General features: G+C 70.2%; 14 protein-coding genes and 1 pseudogene. 8 read left to right on the top strand and 7 right to left on the bottom strand.

Annotation, left to right across the window (positions count from 1 at the left end; all coding sequences use genetic code 11):
• The first annotated feature begins 19 nt into the window (after positions 1-19).
• Both QEG98_RS18005 and QEG98_RS18000 read left to right on the top strand, forming a co-directional pair.
• Positions 20-184, top strand: coding sequence for a hypothetical protein (locus tag QEG98_RS18005; RefSeq protein ID WP_316567502.1), 165 nt, complete (start codon positions 20-22; stop codon positions 182-184).
• Between the two features lie 223 nt (positions 185-407).
• On the top strand, positions 408-2,873 hold the full coding sequence (locus QEG98_RS18000) for a heavy metal translocating P-type ATPase (RefSeq protein WP_316567501.1): 2,466 nt from the start codon (positions 408-410) through the stop codon (positions 2,871-2,873).
• A 152-nt stretch (positions 2,874-3,025) separates the two neighbouring features.
• Here QEG98_RS18000 and tmk read toward each other — a convergent pair whose 3' ends face one another.
• Positions 3,026-3,691 (bottom strand): dTMP kinase, encoded by a 666-nt coding sequence (tmk, locus tag QEG98_RS17995; RefSeq protein WP_090491351.1) that lies wholly within the window; start codon positions 3,689-3,691, stop codon positions 3,026-3,028.
• Positions 3,688-4,026, bottom strand: coding sequence for a hypothetical protein (locus tag QEG98_RS17990; RefSeq protein WP_225888999.1), 339 nt, complete (start codon positions 4,024-4,026; stop codon positions 3,688-3,690). Before QEG98_RS17990 ends, tmk begins: the two co-directional genes overlap by 4 nt.
• A gap of 177 nt (positions 4,027-4,203) precedes the next feature.
• Here QEG98_RS17990 and ribB point away from each other — a divergent pair, with 177 nt between their 5' ends.
• Entirely contained in the window at positions 4,204-5,355 is a 1,152-nt protein-coding gene (gene ribB / locus QEG98_RS17985) for a 3,4-dihydroxy-2-butanone-4-phosphate synthase (protein ID WP_090491349.1), read from the top strand.
• 32 nt (positions 5,356-5,387) lie between these two features.
• Here the strand turns inward: ribB and thrC are convergent, their stop codons facing one another.
• From thrC to greA, 5 genes are all read right to left on the bottom strand, one after another.
• Entirely contained in the window at positions 5,388-6,728 is a 1,341-nt protein-coding gene (gene thrC / locus QEG98_RS17980; RefSeq protein ID WP_316567500.1) for a threonine synthase, read from the bottom strand.
• The gene (locus tag QEG98_RS17975) at positions 6,725-7,288 is read right to left on the bottom strand and encodes a hypothetical protein (protein ID WP_316567499.1); all 564 of its coding nucleotides are present in this window, start codon (positions 7,286-7,288) and stop codon (positions 6,725-6,727) included. Before QEG98_RS17975 ends, thrC begins: the two co-directional genes overlap by 4 nt.
• A 100-nt stretch (positions 7,289-7,388) precedes the next feature.
• Positions 7,389-8,027, bottom strand: a complete 639-nt coding sequence (locus QEG98_RS17970) for a protein-L-isoaspartate(D-aspartate) O-methyltransferase (RefSeq protein WP_316567498.1) — start codon at positions 8,025-8,027, stop codon at positions 7,389-7,391.
• A 27-nt stretch (positions 8,028-8,054) separates the two neighbouring features.
• Positions 8,055-10,910 carry an ATP-dependent DNA helicase RecG gene (gene recG / locus QEG98_RS17965; RefSeq protein ID WP_090491529.1) on the bottom strand — a complete coding sequence of 952 codons (2,856 nt, stop codon included), beginning with the start codon at positions 10,908-10,910 and terminating at the stop codon, positions 8,055-8,057.
• 154 nt (positions 10,911-11,064) lie between these two features.
• Positions 11,065-11,583, bottom strand: a complete 519-nt coding sequence (gene greA / locus QEG98_RS17960) for a transcription elongation factor GreA (protein WP_090491345.1) — start codon at positions 11,581-11,583, stop codon at positions 11,065-11,067.
• A gap of 190 nt (positions 11,584-11,773) precedes the next feature.
• Here greA and QEG98_RS17955 point away from each other — a divergent pair, with 190 nt between their 5' ends.
• The 5 genes and pseudogenes from QEG98_RS17955 to QEG98_RS17935 all read left to right on the top strand — a co-directional run bounded on the left by QEG98_RS17955 (position 11,774) and on the right by QEG98_RS17935 (position 17,293).
• A complete protein-coding gene (locus QEG98_RS17955; RefSeq protein ID WP_090491344.1) occupies positions 11,774-12,304 on the top strand; it encodes an FHA domain-containing protein in 531 nt (176 codons plus the stop codon).
• A 66-nt stretch (positions 12,305-12,370) separates the two neighbouring features.
• Positions 12,371-12,775 (top strand): MGMT family protein, encoded by a 405-nt coding sequence (locus tag QEG98_RS17950; RefSeq protein ID WP_316567497.1) that lies wholly within the window; start codon positions 12,371-12,373, stop codon positions 12,773-12,775.
• An 84-nt stretch (positions 12,776-12,859) separates the two neighbouring features.
• Positions 12,860-13,408, top strand: a complete 549-nt coding sequence (locus QEG98_RS17945) for a D-alanyl-D-alanine carboxypeptidase family protein (protein ID WP_186817660.1) — start codon at positions 12,860-12,862, stop codon at positions 13,406-13,408.
• Between the two features lie 124 nt (positions 13,409-13,532).
• Positions 13,533-15,740: a mucoidy inhibitor MuiA family protein gene (locus QEG98_RS17940; protein WP_316567496.1), complete on the top strand. Its 2,208-nt coding sequence runs from the start codon at positions 13,533-13,535 to the stop codon at positions 15,738-15,740.
• Positions 15,740-17,293, top strand: a pseudogene (locus QEG98_RS17935) (mucoidy inhibitor MuiA family protein). Before QEG98_RS17940 ends, QEG98_RS17935 begins: the two are co-directional and overlap by 1 nt.
• Positions 17,294-17,378 lie beyond the last annotated feature (85 nt).

Raw genomic sequence — 17,378 nt, 5'->3', positions numbered from 1 at the left:
GCCGGGGAACGACGGCCTCATGTACGTGGACAACGAGGACGGCAAGAGCCTGACCGGCATTGACGCCAGCACCCTCGATGTGGCGCGCACCTATCCGCTGGGCTTCATCACCAACCAGACCGCGGGGACGCTCAGCATCGTCGACGAAGCCTCGCACACCGTTCGGAAGCCCCCTGTGAGGTGACCTGTAACTCCGCCGCTCACAGGTGCCACGGGCCCCCTCCATGCACAGCATCCGGCGCGGCGGACGCCTCTGGCTTGTTACCCGAGCTGACAAGCCGCGCGGGTTCGCCCTCAGAGCCTTCCTGGCAGGCAGCCATGGGCCCGCTTTGGGCGGCAGGCCGCTTCGCTCGGAACTGTAAGAAGGAACGGGGTGCTGCGTGATCCCCGGCAAAGGAAGCGCGACGATGACGACTCATCTCCCCCCAGAAGCTCACACCGGACACCACCCTCCGCACCTGCCGGAGGGCAAGGCGAAGGACCCCGTCTGCGGCATGTTCGTGGATCCCCAGGCACCAAAGGGCGGCAGCCACGTGCACGAGGGGCACACGTACTTCTTCTGCAACCCGAAGTGCCGCGAGAAGTTCACGGCGGAGCCGCGGAAGTACCTCGCGCCCGAGCCCCAACCGCCGGAGCCTGCCCCCGCGGGCACCCTGTACATCTGCCCGATGGACCCGGAGGTGCGGCAGGACCATCCCGGCACCTGCCCCAAGTGCGGCATGGCCCTCGAGCCCGAGCAGCCGGTCCTCCAGACGCGCACCGAGTACGTCTGCCCGATGCACCCGGAGATCGTGCGTCCCGAGCCGGGGGCGTGCCCCATCTGCGGCATGGCCCTGGAGCCACGGACCGTCACCCTCGAGGACGCACCCGACCCGGAGTACCTCGACATGCGGCGGCGCTTCTGGGTGAGCGTCGCCCTCTCGCTCCCTGTGTTCGTCCTGGGCATGTCCGAGATGATTCCGGGCCAGCCCATCCAGCGCCTCATCCCAGGGCCGCTCATGGCCTGGGTGCAGTTCGCCCTGGCGACGCCCGTGGTGCTGTGGGGGGGCTGGCCCTTCTTCCAGCGGGGCTGGGCGTCGGTGCGCAACCGGCACCTCAACATGTTCACGCTGATTGCCCTTGGGACGGGCGCCGCCTACGGCTTCAGCGTCTTCGCCACCCTCTTCCCCGGCCTCCTGCCCCACGCCTTCACCGGCCACGGTGGCCACGTGCCCTTGTACTTCGAGGCGGCGGCGGTCATCACCACGCTGGTGTTGCTGGGGCAGGTGCTGGAGCTCCGGGCCCGTCATGCCACCTCGGGAGCCTTGAAAGCGCTGCTCGGGCTGGCTCCGAAGACGGCGCGGCTGCTGCGCGAGGACGGCCGCGAAGAGGACGTGGCGCTGGACAGGGTCCACGTGGGTGACCGCCTCCGCGTCCGACCGGGAGAGAAGGTTCCCGTGGATGGCGTGGTCCTGGAGGGCGAGAGCGCCGTGGACGAGTCCATGGTGACGGGTGAGCCGATTCCCTCCGAGAAGACACCTGGCAGCCGGGTGACAGGAGGGACGGTCAACGGCACCGGCGGCTTCGTGATGCGGGCCGAGCGTGTCGGCCGCGACACGCTCCTCTCCCAAATCGTACAGCGGGTGGCCGAGGCCCAGCGCAGCCGGGCCCCCATCCAGCGTCTGGCCGACACCGTCTCCGGGTGGTTCGTGCCCGCGGTGGTGGTCATCGCCGTCCTGACGGCGTTCATCTGGAGCATGTGGGGACCCGAGCCCCGGCTCGCCCACGCGCTGGTCAACGCCGTGGCCGTCCTCATCATCGCGTGCCCGTGTGCCCTGGGCCTGGCCACGCCCATCTCCATCGTGGTGGGCATGGGGCGTGGTGCCCAGGCCGGCGTCCTCATCCGGGACGCGGCGGCGCTCGAGGAATTGGCGAAGGTGGACACCCTCGTCGTCGACAAGACGGGCACCCTCACCGAGGGCAGGCCGAGCCTCACCACGGTGGTGACCGCCCCCGGTTTCGACGAGGCGCGGCTGCTTCACCTCGCCGGCAGCATCGAACGCGGGAGCGAGCACCCGCTCGCGTCCGCCATCGTGAAGGGCGCAGAGGCACGGGGTGCCGTCCTCACGGAGACACACGGCTTCAAGTCCGTGACAGGCCAGGGCGTGACGGGGCGTGTGGATGGTGCGCAGGTGGCGCTCGGGAATGCCCGGCTGCTCGAGGGACTCGGCATCGAGGCAGGGGCGTTCCTGGAGAGAGCGGAGGCCCTGAGGCGAGAAGGGCAGACGGTGATGTTCGTCGCCGTGGACGGAAAGCCGGCTGGGCTGCTGGGCGTGGCCGACCCGGTGAAGGCCAGCACCCCCGAAGCCGTTCAGCAGCTCCGTGCCGATGGGCTGCGCCTCGTGATGCTCACGGGTGACAGCCGGACGACGGCGGAGGCGGTGGCCCGGCGCCTGGGCATCGACGAAGTCCACGCGGAGGTGCGCCCCGAGGAGAAGAACGAGATGGTGAAGCGCCTCCAGGCCGAAGGGCACGTGGTGGCCATGGCCGGAGACGGGGTGAACGACGCGCCTGCGCTCGCTCAGGCCAACGTGGGCATCGCCATGGGCACGGGCACTGACATCGCCATGGAGAGCGCCGCCGTCACGCTGGTGAAGGGTGACCTCCGCGGCATCGTCCGCGCCCGGCACCTGAGCCGGGGCACCGTGCACAACATCCGCCAGAACCTCTTCTTCGCGTTCATCTACAACGTGCTCGGCGTCCCCATCGCGGCGGGGGTCCTCTACCCGTTCTTCGGACTGCTGCTGAGCCCCATGATTGCCAGCGCGGCGATGAGCATCTCGTCCGTCTCCGTCATCGGCAACGCCCTGCGGCTGAGGCGGCTGGACCTCTGACCGCCGCCCCGCCGGATTCTCGGCCCGGGCGGCGCTCGTGCTGGAGACGAGCGACACGAAGCAGCAGGAGGTGGATTTGCCCGCGTGGCAAGGCTTGGGTCCGCCACGCGGTCATCCCGCAACCGCCGGGCGGGAATACCGCCCCAGACCGCTCAGCGCTTGCGGGCCAGCAGCTTGCGAATCTCTACCAACGACGCGGTCGTCACGGCCTCGATGCCCTGCTCGCCGTCGATGTGGACGATGCGCTCGTGCTGCTCCCGGCGGCGGATGGCGGCTACGTACTGCTTCGCAATCCGCCGCTGAGCCTCGTCCGCCTCGAACAGCTCCGCCGTCCCGCCGCGTGCCTTGCGGCGCCGTGCCGCCACCTCCGGCGCCACGCCGACGAACAGCGTCAGGTCCGGCGACACCGCGCACGCATTCACCGCCTCCACCCATTCCATGGGCAGCGACGCGCCCTGGTAGGCCAGGGACGACAGGACGTAGCGGTCACACAGGACAATCTGGCCCGCCGCCAGCGCCGGGAGCACCCGGGCCGTGAGGTGGTCCGTCCGGTCCGCGGCGAACAGCAACGCCAGCGTCTCCGGCGCCAGCGGGCCCGCCCCACCGGGCAGTCCCAACCGGCCCGTGAGCGCCTGGCGAATCATCGTCCCCACGGGGCCGTCAGACGGCTCCCGCGTGGTCAGCACCGAGTGCCCCTCCGCGCGCAGGGCCGCGGCAAGCCGCTCCACCTGCGTCGTGGTACCCGCCCCGTCCAGTCCCTCCAGGACGATGAAACGCCCTGGACGGCGCGCGGTGGCCTTCTTCCGGGCGGCGCTCACCGGGGAAGCAGCGCCGAGGGGTCGTCCAGCCGCAGCTCGCTGCGCAGGGCCAGCATCGACTCGTATTGCTTCAGCTCATCCACCAGGACCTTCCGGCCCGAGCGGTAGCTGATGAAGGCGTAGACGAGCAGCGACACGGACACCAGGGCCGCCGCCCACGCCAGCAGGGGCGTGCGAAGAGAATCGTAGAAGAGCTTGCCCGACGCCCCTCCCACCAGGAGGGCAATGACGGTGGACACCCCCGCTCGGGCGAAGCGTGTCGTGCTCTCGCGGGTGGAAAGACTGGCCTGGAGCTGGTCGAGCCGAGCCCGGAGTTCCTGGGTATTGGAAGTCATCACGGCGCCAAGCACCCTACATCACTGCGCCCGTCACGTCGAGTCGGCGTCCACCCACCAGCCAGCCGTAGGCCCTCCAACGCCCCCCTGCCAACCTCATCCCCGCCATCATCCCCACATGCGCCCGGCTACCGGTTGGCTTGCGAGCCACCGTCGCCCACGCTACATGCGCGACTCATGCAGCCCTCCGCCCGGACCGAAACCTCCATGAGTCACGCCAGCGAGATCTCCTCCATCGACGACGCCATCCGTGACATCCAGGAGGGCAAGTTCGTCATCGTCGCCGACGACGAGGACCGCGAGAATGAGGGCGACCTCATCATGGCCGCGGAGAAGGTGACGCCCGAGCACCTGGCCTTCATGGTGCGCCACACCAGCGGCATCGTCTGCATGCCCATGCTGGCGGAGCGGCTGGACGAGCTCCGCCTCCCGCAGATGGTGTCGGACAACACCGAATCCCATCGCACCGCCTTCACCGTCTCCGTGGACTACCGCCACGGCACCCACACGGGCGTCTCCGCGGCGGACCGCGCGAAGACCATCCGTGCCCTGGTGGACCCCTCCAGCAAGGCCGATGACTTCCTGCGCCCCGGGCACATCTTCCCGCTCCGCTACCGTGAGGGCGGCGTCCTCCGCCGGGCCGGCCACACCGAGGCCACCGTGGACCTGTCCCGCCTCGCCGGCCTGTCCGCCTCCGGCATCCTCTGCGAGCTGGTGAAGGACGACGGCACCATGATGCGGATGCCGGACCTCAAGGTCTTCGCCCGCGAGCACAAGCTGTCGCTCATCACCATCGCGGACCTCATCGAGTACCGCCGCCGGAAGGACCGGCTGGTGCGCCGCGAGCCCGGCCAGCAGACCGTCAACACCCGCTACGGTGAGTTCACCGCCCTCACCTATTCGTGGCTACCCGACGGTGTGAAGTCCCTGGTCCTGGTGAAGGGTGACCCGGCGGCGCGGCCCAGCACCCTGGTGCGCCTGCACGCGGCCTGTGCCCTGGGTGACGTGTTCGGCTCCCCGACGTGCAACTGCAACGTGCTGCTGGATCAGGCGCTGGCGCGCATCGCCCGCGAAGGCTCTGGCGTGCTGGTGTACCTGCCTGGCATGCACGGGGACGACTTCGGCATCCACCACAAGCGCAACAATGACGGCAGCAGCGGCCCCACGCGTGGCCCCCAGGAGTCGCGTGACCTGGGCATGGGCTGCCAGATTCTCACGGACCTGGGCATCCACACGCTCCAGGTGATGACCAACTCGGACATCACCTACCGCGGGCTCGCGGGCTTCGGTCTCACCATCGAGAAGCGCGTCCCGCTCCAGCCGGACTGACGCGCCCCTCGCCGGGCGGACCGGCCCGTGGTTCAGCCCAGGTCCGCCAGCGCGCCCTTCACCGCGTCCAGCGTCGCGGGCAGCTCCACGGGCGGGTTGGCGAACTGGCTCGTCACCTCCGCCAGCGAGCCGCGGTGGTAGCCCACCTTGAAGTCGGCGAACTTCAGGCCGTGCGCGGTGGACACCACCGCCACGCGCGAACCCCGGGCAATCACGCCCTGCGCCACCAGCTTCTCCAGGGCCGCCAGCGCCACGCCCGTGTGCGGACAGGTGAAGGTGCCCTCGCGGTCCGCCCGCGCGGCGGCGTTGGCCAGCTCGGACTCGCTGGCGTCCTCCACCACGCCGTCGAACGCCTTGAGCACCTTCACTGCGCGCTTGAATGACACCGGATTGCCAATCTGGATGGCCGACGCCAGCGTGGGCTCGGCCTGCAGGGGCACCAGCTCCTGGAAGCCGCCCCGGTACGAGCGCGCCAGCGGGTTGGCCTTCTGGGCCTGCGCCACGGCGATGCGCGGCCGGCGGGTGATGAGCCCCAGCGACAGCATCAGCTCGAAGCCCTTGCCCAAGGCGCTGGCGTTGCCCAGGTTGCCGCCGGGAATCACCACCCAGTCCGGCGGCTCCCAGCCCAGGTCCTGGCAGAGCTCCACGGCGACCATCTTCTGGCCTTCGATGCGCAGCGAGTTCATCGAGTTGGCCAGGTACAGCCCCGTGTCCGCCGTCACCGCCTGCACCAGCTTCATGCAGCCGTCGAAGTCCGTGTCCAGCGACAGCACCCGCGCCCCATTGGCAATGGGCTGCACGAGCTGCGCGAGCGACACCTTGTCGCGCGGCAGGAACACCACCGCCGGAATCCCCGCCGCCGCGCAGTAGGCGGAGAGCGCCGCGGACGTGTCGCCCGTGGAGGCACACGCCACCGCGCGCAGCGGAACGCCCCGGGCGCGCATGTGCTTCACCGCGGAGACCAGGACCGTCATGCCCCAGTCCTTGAAGCTGCCCGTGGGCGAGACGCCGCACTCCTTCAAGTCCAGCGCGGCCAGCCCCAGCTCCGCCGCCATGCGCGGCAGCGGCTTGAGCGGCACGCGGCCCTCGCCGAGCGAGACGATGTCCTCCGCCGGCAGCTGCGGATACGCCCACTCCCGCTTGCCCCACACGCCCGAGCCATCCGGCAGGCGCGCGGAGCCGAAGCGCGTCTCGAAACGGCGCTTCCATTCCGCCGCGGAGACCGTGCGCAGGGCCTTCACGTCGTGCGCGACTTCCAGCAGGCCGCCGCAGCGCGGGCACCGGTACACCACGTCCATCAGCGAGGCGCGGAAGTCACAGCCCTCACTGCACGCGTACTCCGCGCGGAAATCCGAAGCCGACTCCTCGCTCATGCCTCCTCCTGTGCCCGCGTGCCACACTCCGGACAGGCCTTACCGGGCCGCACGCGAGTATGACACGATGCACAAGAGCGCCAGCCATCGTCGTCGCCTGACGGCCTTCCAGGCGCCGCTGCCACGGTGGGCTTCGCCCGAGGCAGGCGCATGCCGCAGTTGTCGCAGAGCAACCCCTCGGCCTGGGTGATGCGGCAGTAACGGCAGACGACGGCGCCCAGCGGCGCGGGGGTGCGAACGCCATCGTCCGGGGCACGTCCGGTGTCCAGTTCGTGCATGGGCGTCACCGGAACGGCCCCCAAGTCCCGGGCGCGTGTCAGTTGCAGGTCGGGAACCACCTGCGCCGGCAGATCGGGCCCGGAACGGAGCCGCGTCACGTCCAGGTCGGGCAACACGGCCGCGACCACCGGCGCGCGGCCTCCGGCATGCGGTGTCACCTCCAGCTCCGGCAACGTCGCGATGGGCGCGGTCTCCGCCACGGCCGCGGGGAACCGCTTGCCGCAGACGTCGCACTCCGTCCCTTCGGGCTGAACGTGGTCGCAGAGCGGACAGATGATCATGATGTGCGAACGTTAGCGGGCCGCCGCCGACATGGCGAGCAAGCGGATAGAGAGCCTGCCTCCCGCCTCGCTGGGTCAGGAGCCACCCGAGCCCAGGAGGTCACCCCTGCGACAGCGGCTGCCCCGTCATGGGAACGAAGCGAACCGGCAGCAGGGACTCCACCTGGGGCACCTCTCCGGGCCGGAGGGCGCGCTGGATGCGCAGCAGTTGCTGGGTGCCCCCCTGGGGGCCCACCGGAATGAGCATGCGTCCGCCCGGCTTGAGCTGGGAAAGGAGCTGAAGCGGAACGTCTGGTGGCGCCGCGGCGGCGAGGATGGCGTCGAAGGGCGCCTGGTCCGGCCAGCCCAGTGAGCCGTCTCCTTCCCGGAACGAGACGTTTTCGAAGCCCTGCCGCCGCAACACCTCTCGCGCCGATTGGGCCAGCTCGGGAACGATTTCCACGGAGTAGACCTCTCTGCACAGCAGGGACAGCAGCGCCGTCTGGTAGCCCGAGCCGGTGCCGATTTCGAGGACCCGCTCGTCCCCCTGCAGCTGAAGCGCCTCCGTCATCAGCGCCACGACATAGGGCTGGCTGATGGTCTGCCCATGCCCGATAGGCAGCGGCGAGTCCGCGCTCGCCTCTTCGCGCAGGCCCTCCGGCACGAAGTCCGCGCGGCTCAGCCGAGCGATGGCCTCCAGGACTCGCGCGTCCTTGATGCCGTGCCGCGACAGGTAGTCGGCCCTTCCCCAGTCACCCATGCCCCTAGCCTAGTCATGACGGGCGCCCTAACCCACCCGTGCGAGCGCGAGCCGCCCTTCCCAGCGTTCCTCGAGCGCCTTCACGAGGCCCTGGTTCTCCTTCGCCTTCATGTCCGGGTCCTTCTCCAGGATGCGCCGGGCCTCGGACTGCGCCATGGAGAGCAGGTCGCCATCCCGCGCCAGGTTGGCCACCGCCAGCTCGGGCAAGCCACTCTGGCGCGTGCCCAGGAATTCACCCGGGCCTCGAATCTCCAGGTCCTTCTCCGCGATGACGAAGCCGTCGCTGCTCTGCTCCATCACCGTCAGGCGCTCGGCGGACTCCCAGGAGCGGGCGCTCCCGGCCACCAGGTGGCAGAAGCTCGCCGCCGCGCCGCGCCCCACCCGGCCCCGGAGCTGGTGAAGCTGTGACAGGCCGAAGCGCTCGGCGGATTCCACCACCATCACGGAGGCGTTGGGCACGTCCACGCCCACCTCCACCACCGTGGTGCAGACGAGCAGGTGCAGGCGCTTCTCGCGGAAGTCCTCCATGACGGAGTCCTTCTCCTCCGCCTTCATCCGCCCGTGCAGCAGCCCCACCTTCGCGTCGGGGAACACCTTCCGGAGCTTCTCCACGCCGCGCGTGGCGTCCTCCAGGTCCAGCTTCTCCGACTCCTCCACCAGCGGGTAGACGACGTAGGCCTGGTGCCCCTTGGCCAGCTGCGCGCCCACGGACTCGTAGACGAGCGCGCGCTGCTTGTCGTTGAACACCCGCGTTTGAATGGGCGTGCGGCCCGGCGGAAGCTGGTCGATGACGGACAAGTCCAGGTCGCCGTACAGCGTCATGGCCAGCGTGCGGGGAATGGGCGTGGCCGTCATCACCAGCACATCCGGCTTGGGCCCCTTGCTCATCAGCGTGTGGCGCTGGAGCACGCCGAAGCGGTGCTGTTCGTCGATGACGACCAGGCCCAGGCGTTCGAAGGAGACGTCTGCCTGAAGCAGCGCGTGCGTGCCCACGGCCAGATGAATTTCGCCTCGGGCCACGGCCTCGCGCACCTGGCGCTTGGCCTTCGCCGTGCCCGCCGCGCTCACCAGGCCCACGCGGTAGCCCAGCGGCTCCATCACCTTGCGGAAGTTGCGCTCGTGCTGCTCAGCGAGGATTTCCGTGGGCGCCATGACGGCCACCTGGTAGCCGGCCTGCAGCGCGATGAGGGCGGAGACCATGGCCACCGCCGTCTTGCCGCTGCCCACGTCTCCCTGGACCAGCCGGTTCATGGGCTCCGGGCGCGCCATGTCCCAGCAGAGCTCCTCCACCACCCGCGCCTGCGCGCCGGTGAGTTGGAACGGCAGCGCGTTGCGCGCCTTCGCCAGCCGGGGCTCGGACACGTCGAAGGAGATGCCGACCTCCGCCTTCACGCCCTGCCGCTTGAGGGCCATGCCCAGTTGGAGGAAGAACAGCTCGTCGAAGGCGAGCCGCCGGTGCGCGGGGCTCTGGTGCGCGTCGAGCGCCTCCAGGTCCGCGTCCCCTGGCGGGAAGTGGATGAAGCGCAGCGCGTCCGGCAGGCCCATCAGGTCCAAGCGGCGGCGCAGGTCGGCGGGCAGCGGGTCATCCAGTTCGTGCGCGTACTGCTCGCCCACGCGGGAGGTCAGCTCGCGGAAGGAGCGCTGCTCGCCGCGCTCGAAGCCCGGATACACGGGGACGATGCGGTTGAAGTGGACCGATGTCGTGGACTCGAGGTCCTCCGCCGGTTCGATTTCCGGATGGGGCATCTCCCGGCCCGACATGGTGGCGCGGACCTCGCCGGAGAGGACGATGCGCTTGCCCACGGTGAACCGGCTCTTCAACCAGGGGCCCGCGTTGAAGTACGTGGCGGCGATGCTGCCCGAGCGGTCCCCCACGACGGCGCGGAACATGCGCCGGCCCTGACGGCCCGCCACGAAGTCGGCCACCTTGACGATGCCCACCGTGACGCCTCGCTCGCCGGGCTCCAGTTCGGCGATGGTGCGCAGCTGGCGGCGGTCCTCGTAGCAGCGCGGCAGCATGAAGAGGATGTCGCCCATGCGGCGCAGCCCCTTCTTGTCGAGCGCCGAGACGAGCCTGGGCCCCAGCCGCTTGCCCAGCGTCTTCAGCGGCGACGCCAGCGGCCCGGAGCGCGGCGCGATGGAGAGGAGCTTCGCCTCGGAGCGAGAGGCCTCCGCCGCGACCGCCCGCTTCTTCTTTCGCTGCGCCTTCTCCTTGCGCGTCTTCGCTCCGGGAACCGCCTCTGGCCCCGTGTCGAGCGCGGCCTGACGGAGCCCTGGCTTCGCCCGAGACGACGGCGCGCCCTGCCGCCCGGTGGCGGGCTGCGGCGCGGCGACGTTCGACTGCGGTGGCCGCGTCGCCGGCGCCATCCGCGGTGGACGGGCAGGCAGGAGGTCCGAGTCCATTCCGGCCTGCCGTCCCCGCGGCCCATCAGGACTCATGCGCGGCATGGGGCCCTCAACGCCGCTTCCGCGCGCGGGGGCCGAGGCTCCACGCGAAGCCGGTCCTCGAGGTGCGTCCGGCCGGGGGCCCGACGTGGGCAGTGGCTCCGCCGACTTCCAGGGCGGCACATACCCCGGGGGCGTCGTGCCTCCCGCGCCCACCGGAGCGCCCTGCGTGGACCTCGGCCGAGCCGGAACCGCGCCCTCCATCGTCACGCCGTGCAGCTCCGCGGGCAGCTCCACCCCGCTGACCTTCAGCCCGGCCACGACGCGCCGCAGCGCGGCCTTGCGGCGCTCGGGCATGGCGTGGTCCACGTCGGGCAGCGCGGCCCTCAAGTGGTCCAGCGCCCGTGCATCCACGCCACTGGCCCCGGCAAGCGCGCGCTCCAACACCGGGCGCAACGACTTCACGGTGGCCAGCATCGCGAAGTCGCGCTGGCACACGTACCGGAGGGGTCCAACAAGGCTGGCGAGCGGGTGGTTCACGCGGGGGTTCCGCCGTACATCCTACGGAACGAGGATGACGTCTCCCACAAAACGAGACCGGGGAAGCGAGCCCTGGCCCGCTCCCCCGGCAACTCACTGCGGCTTCCGAGGCTCAGCTCTGGCTCGCCGAGGCCTCTTCCTCGGGCTCCTCGAAGCGGATCTGCTGGACTTCCAGCTCGCGCACGCCGCCGGGGCTCTGAACCGTGGCGATGTCACCCACCTTCTTGCCGATGAGCGCGCGCGCCACCGGTGAGGTGACGGCAATCCACCGCTTCTTCAGGTCTGCCTCGATCTCCCCCACGAGCCGGTAGCTCACCGGCTTGTCGGTTTCGGTATCGAGCAGGTCCACCGTCGCCCCGAAAATGACCTTGTCGCCGCCCAGCTTCGCCGGGTCGATGACCTCCGCACGCGCAATCCAGTCGTTGAGGGTCAGGATGCGCCCCTCGATGTGCGACTGCTTCTCCTTCGCCGCGTGGTACTCCGCGTTCTCGCGCAGGTCACCGTGTGCGCGAGCGACCTCGATCTCGCGCGAGATCTTCCCCCGCTCGACGGACTGGAGGTGCTTCAGTTCCTCCTTCAGCTTGCGCAGTCCGGACGGGGTCATCGGGATGTTGTCGCTCCCGCTGCTCATCGACACAGCTCCTTCCACCACTCCCAGGTTCAAATAAGATGGAGGGCCGGCGCTCCTCTTCCGGAGCCCGGCCCCCGCGACCAAACAAAAGCCCAATGTAAGGAACCACTGACAAGTTGGTCAATGAAACCCGTACAGGGAACGGGGGGATGGGCTGGGCGCGCGCCCTTTGACCCGCTAGTCTGCCCCCGTGCTGTCCGTCCAGGAATTGCGCGGGCTCGGTGCCGCCCTGCCCTCCAGTGCCTTCCAGCGTCAACTGGGGCCTTTCGCACTCATCCAGCGCCCGCCTTCCGAGGCCTCGACCGCCGTGCTCGCCCCCACCCGCATGGCGGCGCCCTCGGAAATCGAACAGGGCATGCTGGCCTTGCTGTTCGAGTTCGAACACCTGCGCGTGGCCACCCTGCCGCCGCTCAACGCCACCGACCGGCTGCGCATTGGCCGCCGCATGGACTGCGACCTGGTCGTCGATGACGCGTCCGTGTCCAAGATGCACGCGGAGCTGCGGTGGAACGAAGCCGACCAGCGCTGCACCGTACAGGACCTGGGCTCCACCAACGGCACCTTCCTCAACGCCCGCTCCCTGGGTGGCCGCGAGGCCGTGCTGCGCGACGGCGACATCCTGAGCGTGGGCAACGTGCAGTTCTGGTACCTGCTCACCCGCACCCTGCATGAGCGCCTGCGCGCGGGCGAGGCCACCGGGCTGGGCTCGCGCAGCGGCTGAGCCTTCACACTACATACAAAGGTTGACGCCGCCCCCACGCCGTTTCCGAACGGGACAGGAGCCAGCATGTCCACACCGCCACGCGACGAGCGCGACTACTTCGAGCGCATCTACACCGTCACCTCGCAAGTGCCGCATGGGCAGGTGGCCACATATGGGGACATCGCCGCCATCGTCGGTGATGGCTGCGATGCCCGCGTCGTGGGACATGCACTGGGCGCGTTGGGCGCCCGCGCGGACAGCGTGCCCTGGCAGCGCGTCATCAACCGCACGGGTGGCATCAGCACCTCGGGTTACGGACAGCGCGAGGCCCTGGAGGCGGAGGGCGTCACCTTCGACGAGCGCGACCATGTCCGGATGGCGTCACACCATTGGACGGGCCCCAGTGAGGCGTGGGCCCGCGCACATGGATTCCAGCCGTTGCCTCCGCGTGAAGTGAAGGCTCCGGACGCGCAATTGAAACTGTTCTGAACAGGCGCTCGCCTTCCCGTCTGCTTGCGTCGAGGCACAGACGCGCGAAAGTTCGGATTCCGGCCACGGGGCCGGCGTCCAAACATGTCGCTCGCGCTGCTCCGCTGGGGAGTCTTCATCCTCCTGTGTCTGTTCGCGCCCCAAGCCGTCGCCGGCGACGCAAAGCCCCGGCGAAGTGAGGCGAAGGGCAGTCGGCTCGTTCGTCTCAAGAACGGGCAGTTGCTTCATGCCGACGCCGCGGACGCGTACCGGCGGATGAAGGCCGAAGCGCGTTCGAAGAACATCTACCTCTGGGTCCACAGCGGCTACCGCTCCCCCGCGAAGCAGCGCCGGCTCTATGAGCGCTACCGCAAGGGCAAGGGGCCCCAGGCGGCACGGCCCGGGCGCTCCAACCATCAGCGAGGCCTCGCGGTGGACCTGGTCATCGGCGGCGTCAAGACACCGACCTATGACTGGCTCGTGTCGAATGCGTGCCGCTTCGGATTCAAGCGCACGGTGCGCTCCGAGCCCTGGCATTGGGAGTACCGCCCGCGCAGCACCCGCGAGCCGAAGCCGGGACGTGACTGCGTGGGCCGCCCCTTGAAGCGTCAGCGGCCCCAGTCTCCGCCCGTGGCGAGCACCGAGAAGAGCTGAGGCGCGCTAGCTCCAATTGCAGCGTGTCGTCAATCCGGCCAAAGGGCATCCCGACCTCACGGGTTGGTGCCTTTTGTCTGGGGGGACTGATTTTTATCAGACACCTCGATTACGGTGAGCAGCCATGCTCGTCGTCACATCGAACCTCGAAGCCGTCACCGTCCACGCGGAGGGGGCGCTTTGTACGCGGGTCGCCACGATTCCCACGGCGGGGGGGATGTTGCCCACGCAGGTGCGAATCAATGGACTGCCCCTGTCGTTGCAAGCCGGCTCGCTTCGGGCGTCCGTCGTGCACGGCCCGTCGGGACTCGCCGTGCGCGACCTTCGTCCCACCTATGACGTCCAGCTTCCGCCTGAAGTCGACGTGCCCGCGGAGCACCGCGCCCTGGAGGAAGCCGAGCACCGCCTCTCCGACCTCACCCAACAGCTCGCGCGCGTGGGTCAGGAACTGGACGCGCTGTCGAAGCTGTCCCCCGGGTTTCCGCCCCGGCCGAAGGAAGCGCAGGAGCCCCGTGAGGCCCCCGTGTCCGCGATGCTATCGCTCATGTCCTTCGTGGACGCCGAGCTCGCCGCGCTGCATTCGCGGAAGCTGGACCTGGAGCGGCAGCAGCGTGACGCCGAAGCCGAGCTGCGCTTGCGGCGCAGCCGCGTCGCCGAAGCCTCTTCGTCCGTGCGAGGGCAACGCGCCCGCGTGTACCGCGCGGTCGTGCTGACGCTGTCGGGCCCCCTCCCCGCGGACCTGGGGGCGCGGCTCGCGCTCGAATACGCCGTCCAGGGGGCGCGCTGGGTGCCCACCTACGACTTGCGCCTGCCGCGCACGCTGGAAGAGGGAACGCTGCGCATGCGCGCCTCCGTGCTCCAGCGCACCGGCGAGGACTGGACGGGGGTGAAGCTCGCCGTCTCCACCGCGGACCTCGCCCGGCATGCGGAAGTCCCCGAGCTGAAGGCGCTGCGCATTGGCCGCCATCAACCGGCTCCCGCGCGTTCGGGCTGGAGGGAGGCGCCGCCGGGGCTCGAGGAGCTGTTCGCGGGCTACGACGCCATGCGGACGCCCACGCCGGTTCAGCCCGAGGCCAGCGCTGAACCCGAGCCCATGCCCGCCGTCCTCGAGCAACCCCGGAAGAAAAAGCGCAGTGCCGTGCCCGTCGCGCCCAAGCCCGACTTCGCCATGGCGGAAGCGGCCGCGCCACCGCCTCCGCCGGCGGCGGCCCCTCGAAGTGCTCCGATGCGCCCCAGTGCCGCTGCCCCCGAGGATGAGGAGACGCGATCGCGATCGCGAGGTGGTGGCCTGATGTCGCGCGCGCGCCGACCGCCACCTCCGGCCGAGCTCGAGGAGGCGCCCGAGAGTTCATTCGACGATGACGGAGACGGGCTCAGCATGGATGCCACCTCGCTGGGCGGTGGCGGTGGCGGTGGCGAGCGAACACCTCCTAGGCAGGAGCCCGCCGACGCACTGCTGGACTACGACCGCCTGACCATGCCGCCCGCGGATGACCTGGGCTCGCGTGGCAGGCTGCAACCGCGCCCCGGGCACCTCACCCAGGAGCTGGTGGCCCTGGCGGAGGTCCACGCACAGATCGACATCACCGTGCGAGTCGCGCTGAGTCTGCAGGAGACCTCTTCCATCTGGGCCGCCCCCGCGCCGGCGTGGTCCCAGCCGCCACGCACGTCCTCGCCTCACTTCGATGCGCGCTTCGATGTGGAGACGCGCGCGGACGTGCCTTCGGATGGAGCGTGGCACACCGTACCGGTGTTGTCGGTGCCCGTGGGGCTGTCCGCGGAATACGTCTGCGTCCCCTCCGTGGAGCCGCGTGCGTTCCGCACGGTGCGCGTGGAGAACCGGACGCCGTATCCGCTGCTGGCAGGTCCCGTGGACGTCACGCTGGAGAACGAGTTCCTGATGACGTCTCCCCTCCCCACCATGGCCCCGGGCTCGACCCAGCGGCTGGGACTCGGTGTGGAGGAGTCCATCAAGGTCGCGCGCAACACACGGTTCGACGAGGCGACGGGCGGCATGTTCGGCGGCTCGACGATGCTGACGCACCACGTGTCGGTGGAGCTGGCCAACCGGCTGAGCAATCGCGTCCTGGTCGAGGTGTGCGAGCGCGTGCCGACCGTTCCCGTCAACACGGAGAAGGACATCAAGGTGGAGGAGTTGGAAGTGGCCCCGCTCTGGCAGAAGCGCCTGCCCTTGCCCGGTGAAGCGAAGGTGGAGGGCGAGCGCGCGTGGCGCGTGGTGCTCCAGCCAGGTGAAGCGCAGACGCTGAAGGCGACATGGACCGTCAAGATTCCGGGCAACAAGATGCTCGGCGGCGGCAACCGGAGGACATGATGGGCACCCCTTTCACCCTGCCCGTGGTCAAGGTCACCGTCCTCGAGGACCGGGCGCTCGTCGAGCGGCGGGGGGAGATTCCCCTGTCCGTGGGAACGCAGCGGCTGGTCATCCAGGGACTGTCCCCGCTCGCCGTGGACCGCTCGCTCCAGGCGAAGGTCGCGGGTGGCACCATCTCCCAGGCACGCATCCGCCGGGCGACGAAGCCGCAACCACCCGAGGCCGAGCGCGAACACCGCACGGCGCTCGGAAAGCGCGTCGCGGAGCTGGAGCAGGAGCTCCGGCGCGTGGTCGCGGACGAAACCCGGCTGGCGGCGCGGCTGCGGCTGTTGGACACCGCGCGCGCCGATGTCCACCGCGCCATCTCCGAGCAGGCAGGCGCCGGACAGTCGCGGCCAGAGACGTGGCGGGAACAGTTGGAGACGGTGCGCCGCGAGCAGCTGTCCGCGGACTCGGCGCTCAGGAGGCTGCGCGCCGGACGCTGCGACTGCGGGAGCAGCTCGACGAAGCACGGGCCTCGCAGACGGCTGTCGAGCTCCTGGAGCCAACGGTCGACACGCAGGCCGAGCTGGAGGTGGGCCACCCCACGGGCGGGCCCGCCACGCTGTCCGTCACGTACCGGTGCCCTGCACGGCCTGGCGGCCGTCCTACCGCGCCACACTGTCCCGCGAAGCCTCCGGTGAGTCCGTCACTTTGGAGTGCGAGGCAGTCGTCTGGCAGCGCACCGGCGAGGAGTGGAAGGACGTGGAGCTGGCGTTCTCCACCGCGCGGCCCACGCTGGGCGCCACGCCGCCGCGGCTTCAGGAGGACCGGCTGTGGCTGCGGGACAAGACGGAGCGCGAGAAGCAGGTGGTGGAGGTGGCCATCCGTGAGGAGGTCATCCAGACCGCGGGCGAGCCCGGCGCTGCCCGGCGGGAGGACGCGCTACCGGGCATGGACGACGGAGGTGAACCGCTGACGGTGACGGCCCCGCATCGGGCCAGTGTGCCACCGGACGGCGAGCCCTACCGCGTGCCCCTGTTCCAGTTCACCGCGCCCGCGACCTCCGAGCTGGTGGCCATGCCGGAGCAGTCCCCCTGGTGCACCGCGTGGCCCGGTTCGACAACACGGGCCCCACGGTGTTGCTCGCGGGCCCCGTGAAGCTGGTGCGGACCCACGGCTATGTGGGGCGTGCGCAGCTGCGCTTCACTGGCAAGGGCGAGCGCGTGAAGCTGGGCTTCGGCAGCGAGGACGCGCTGCGCGTGGCGCGAACGGAGGACGTGGGGCGGGAGACCAGCCGGCTCACCGGCCGCAAGGTGACGACGCACAAGGTGCGGCTGTTCCTCTCCAACATGGGCGCGAAGGCGGTGCCGGTGGCCATCGAGGAACGGATTCCCGTCTCCGAGGTGGAGTCGGTGGAAATCCAGTTGCAGCGGGAGAGCACGAAGCCCGCGCCCGCGCGCGTCAGCGAGGATGGCATCGTCCGCTTCGAGCTGACGGCGTCGCCCCGCTCGCAGCAGGAGCTGGCGATGGACTACGTGGTGACGAGCGCGGCGAAGGTGGCCGGGCTCTGAGCAGGCCCGGGTTCCACCGCGAAACAGCCCCGGGGGGCCGGGACTTCCACCGTGGTTCCGGCGGAAGCATTCATCCCCCCGGGAG

Source organism: Myxococcus sp. MxC21-1 (assembly GCF_032612255.1).
Taxonomy (GTDB): domain Bacteria; phylum Myxococcota; class Myxococcia; order Myxococcales; family Myxococcaceae; genus Myxococcus; species Myxococcus virescens.
The sequence above is the reverse complement of the archived record's forward strand: the minus strand, read 5'-3'. Positions and strand labels throughout refer to the sequence as shown.

Coding starts and splice junctions, on each gene's coding strand:
- thrC (WP_316567500.1), bottom strand. CDS start 6,728: ATGAGCGAGGAGTCGGCTTCGGATTTCCGCGCGGAGTACGCGTGCAGT.
- QEG98_RS18000 (WP_316567501.1), top strand. CDS start 408: ATGACGACTCATCTCCCCCCAGAAGCTCACACCGGACACCACCCTCCG.
- QEG98_RS17950 (WP_316567497.1), top strand. CDS start 12,371: ATGTCCACACCGCCACGCGACGAGCGCGACTACTTCGAGCGCATCTAC.
- QEG98_RS18005 (WP_316567502.1), top strand. CDS start 20: ATGTACGTGGACAACGAGGACGGCAAGAGCCTGACCGGCATTGACGCC.
- QEG98_RS17940 (WP_316567496.1), top strand. CDS start 13,533: ATGCTCGTCGTCACATCGAACCTCGAAGCCGTCACCGTCCACGCGGAG.
- QEG98_RS17990 (WP_225888999.1), bottom strand. CDS start 4,026: ATGACTTCCAATACCCAGGAACTCCGGGCTCGGCTCGACCAGCTCCAG.
- QEG98_RS17975 (WP_316567499.1), bottom strand. CDS start 7,288: ATGATCATCTGTCCGCTCTGCGACCACGTTCAGCCCGAAGGGACGGAG.
- ribB (WP_090491349.1), top strand. CDS start 4,204: ATGCAGCCCTCCGCCCGGACCGAAACCTCCATGAGTCACGCCAGCGAG.
- greA (WP_090491345.1), bottom strand. CDS start 11,583: ATGAGCAGCGGGAGCGACAACATCCCGATGACCCCGTCCGGACTGCGC.
- QEG98_RS17970 (WP_316567498.1), bottom strand. CDS start 8,027: ATGGGTGACTGGGGAAGGGCCGACTACCTGTCGCGGCACGGCATCAAG.
- QEG98_RS17945 (WP_186817660.1), top strand. CDS start 12,860: ATGTCGCTCGCGCTGCTCCGCTGGGGAGTCTTCATCCTCCTGTGTCTG.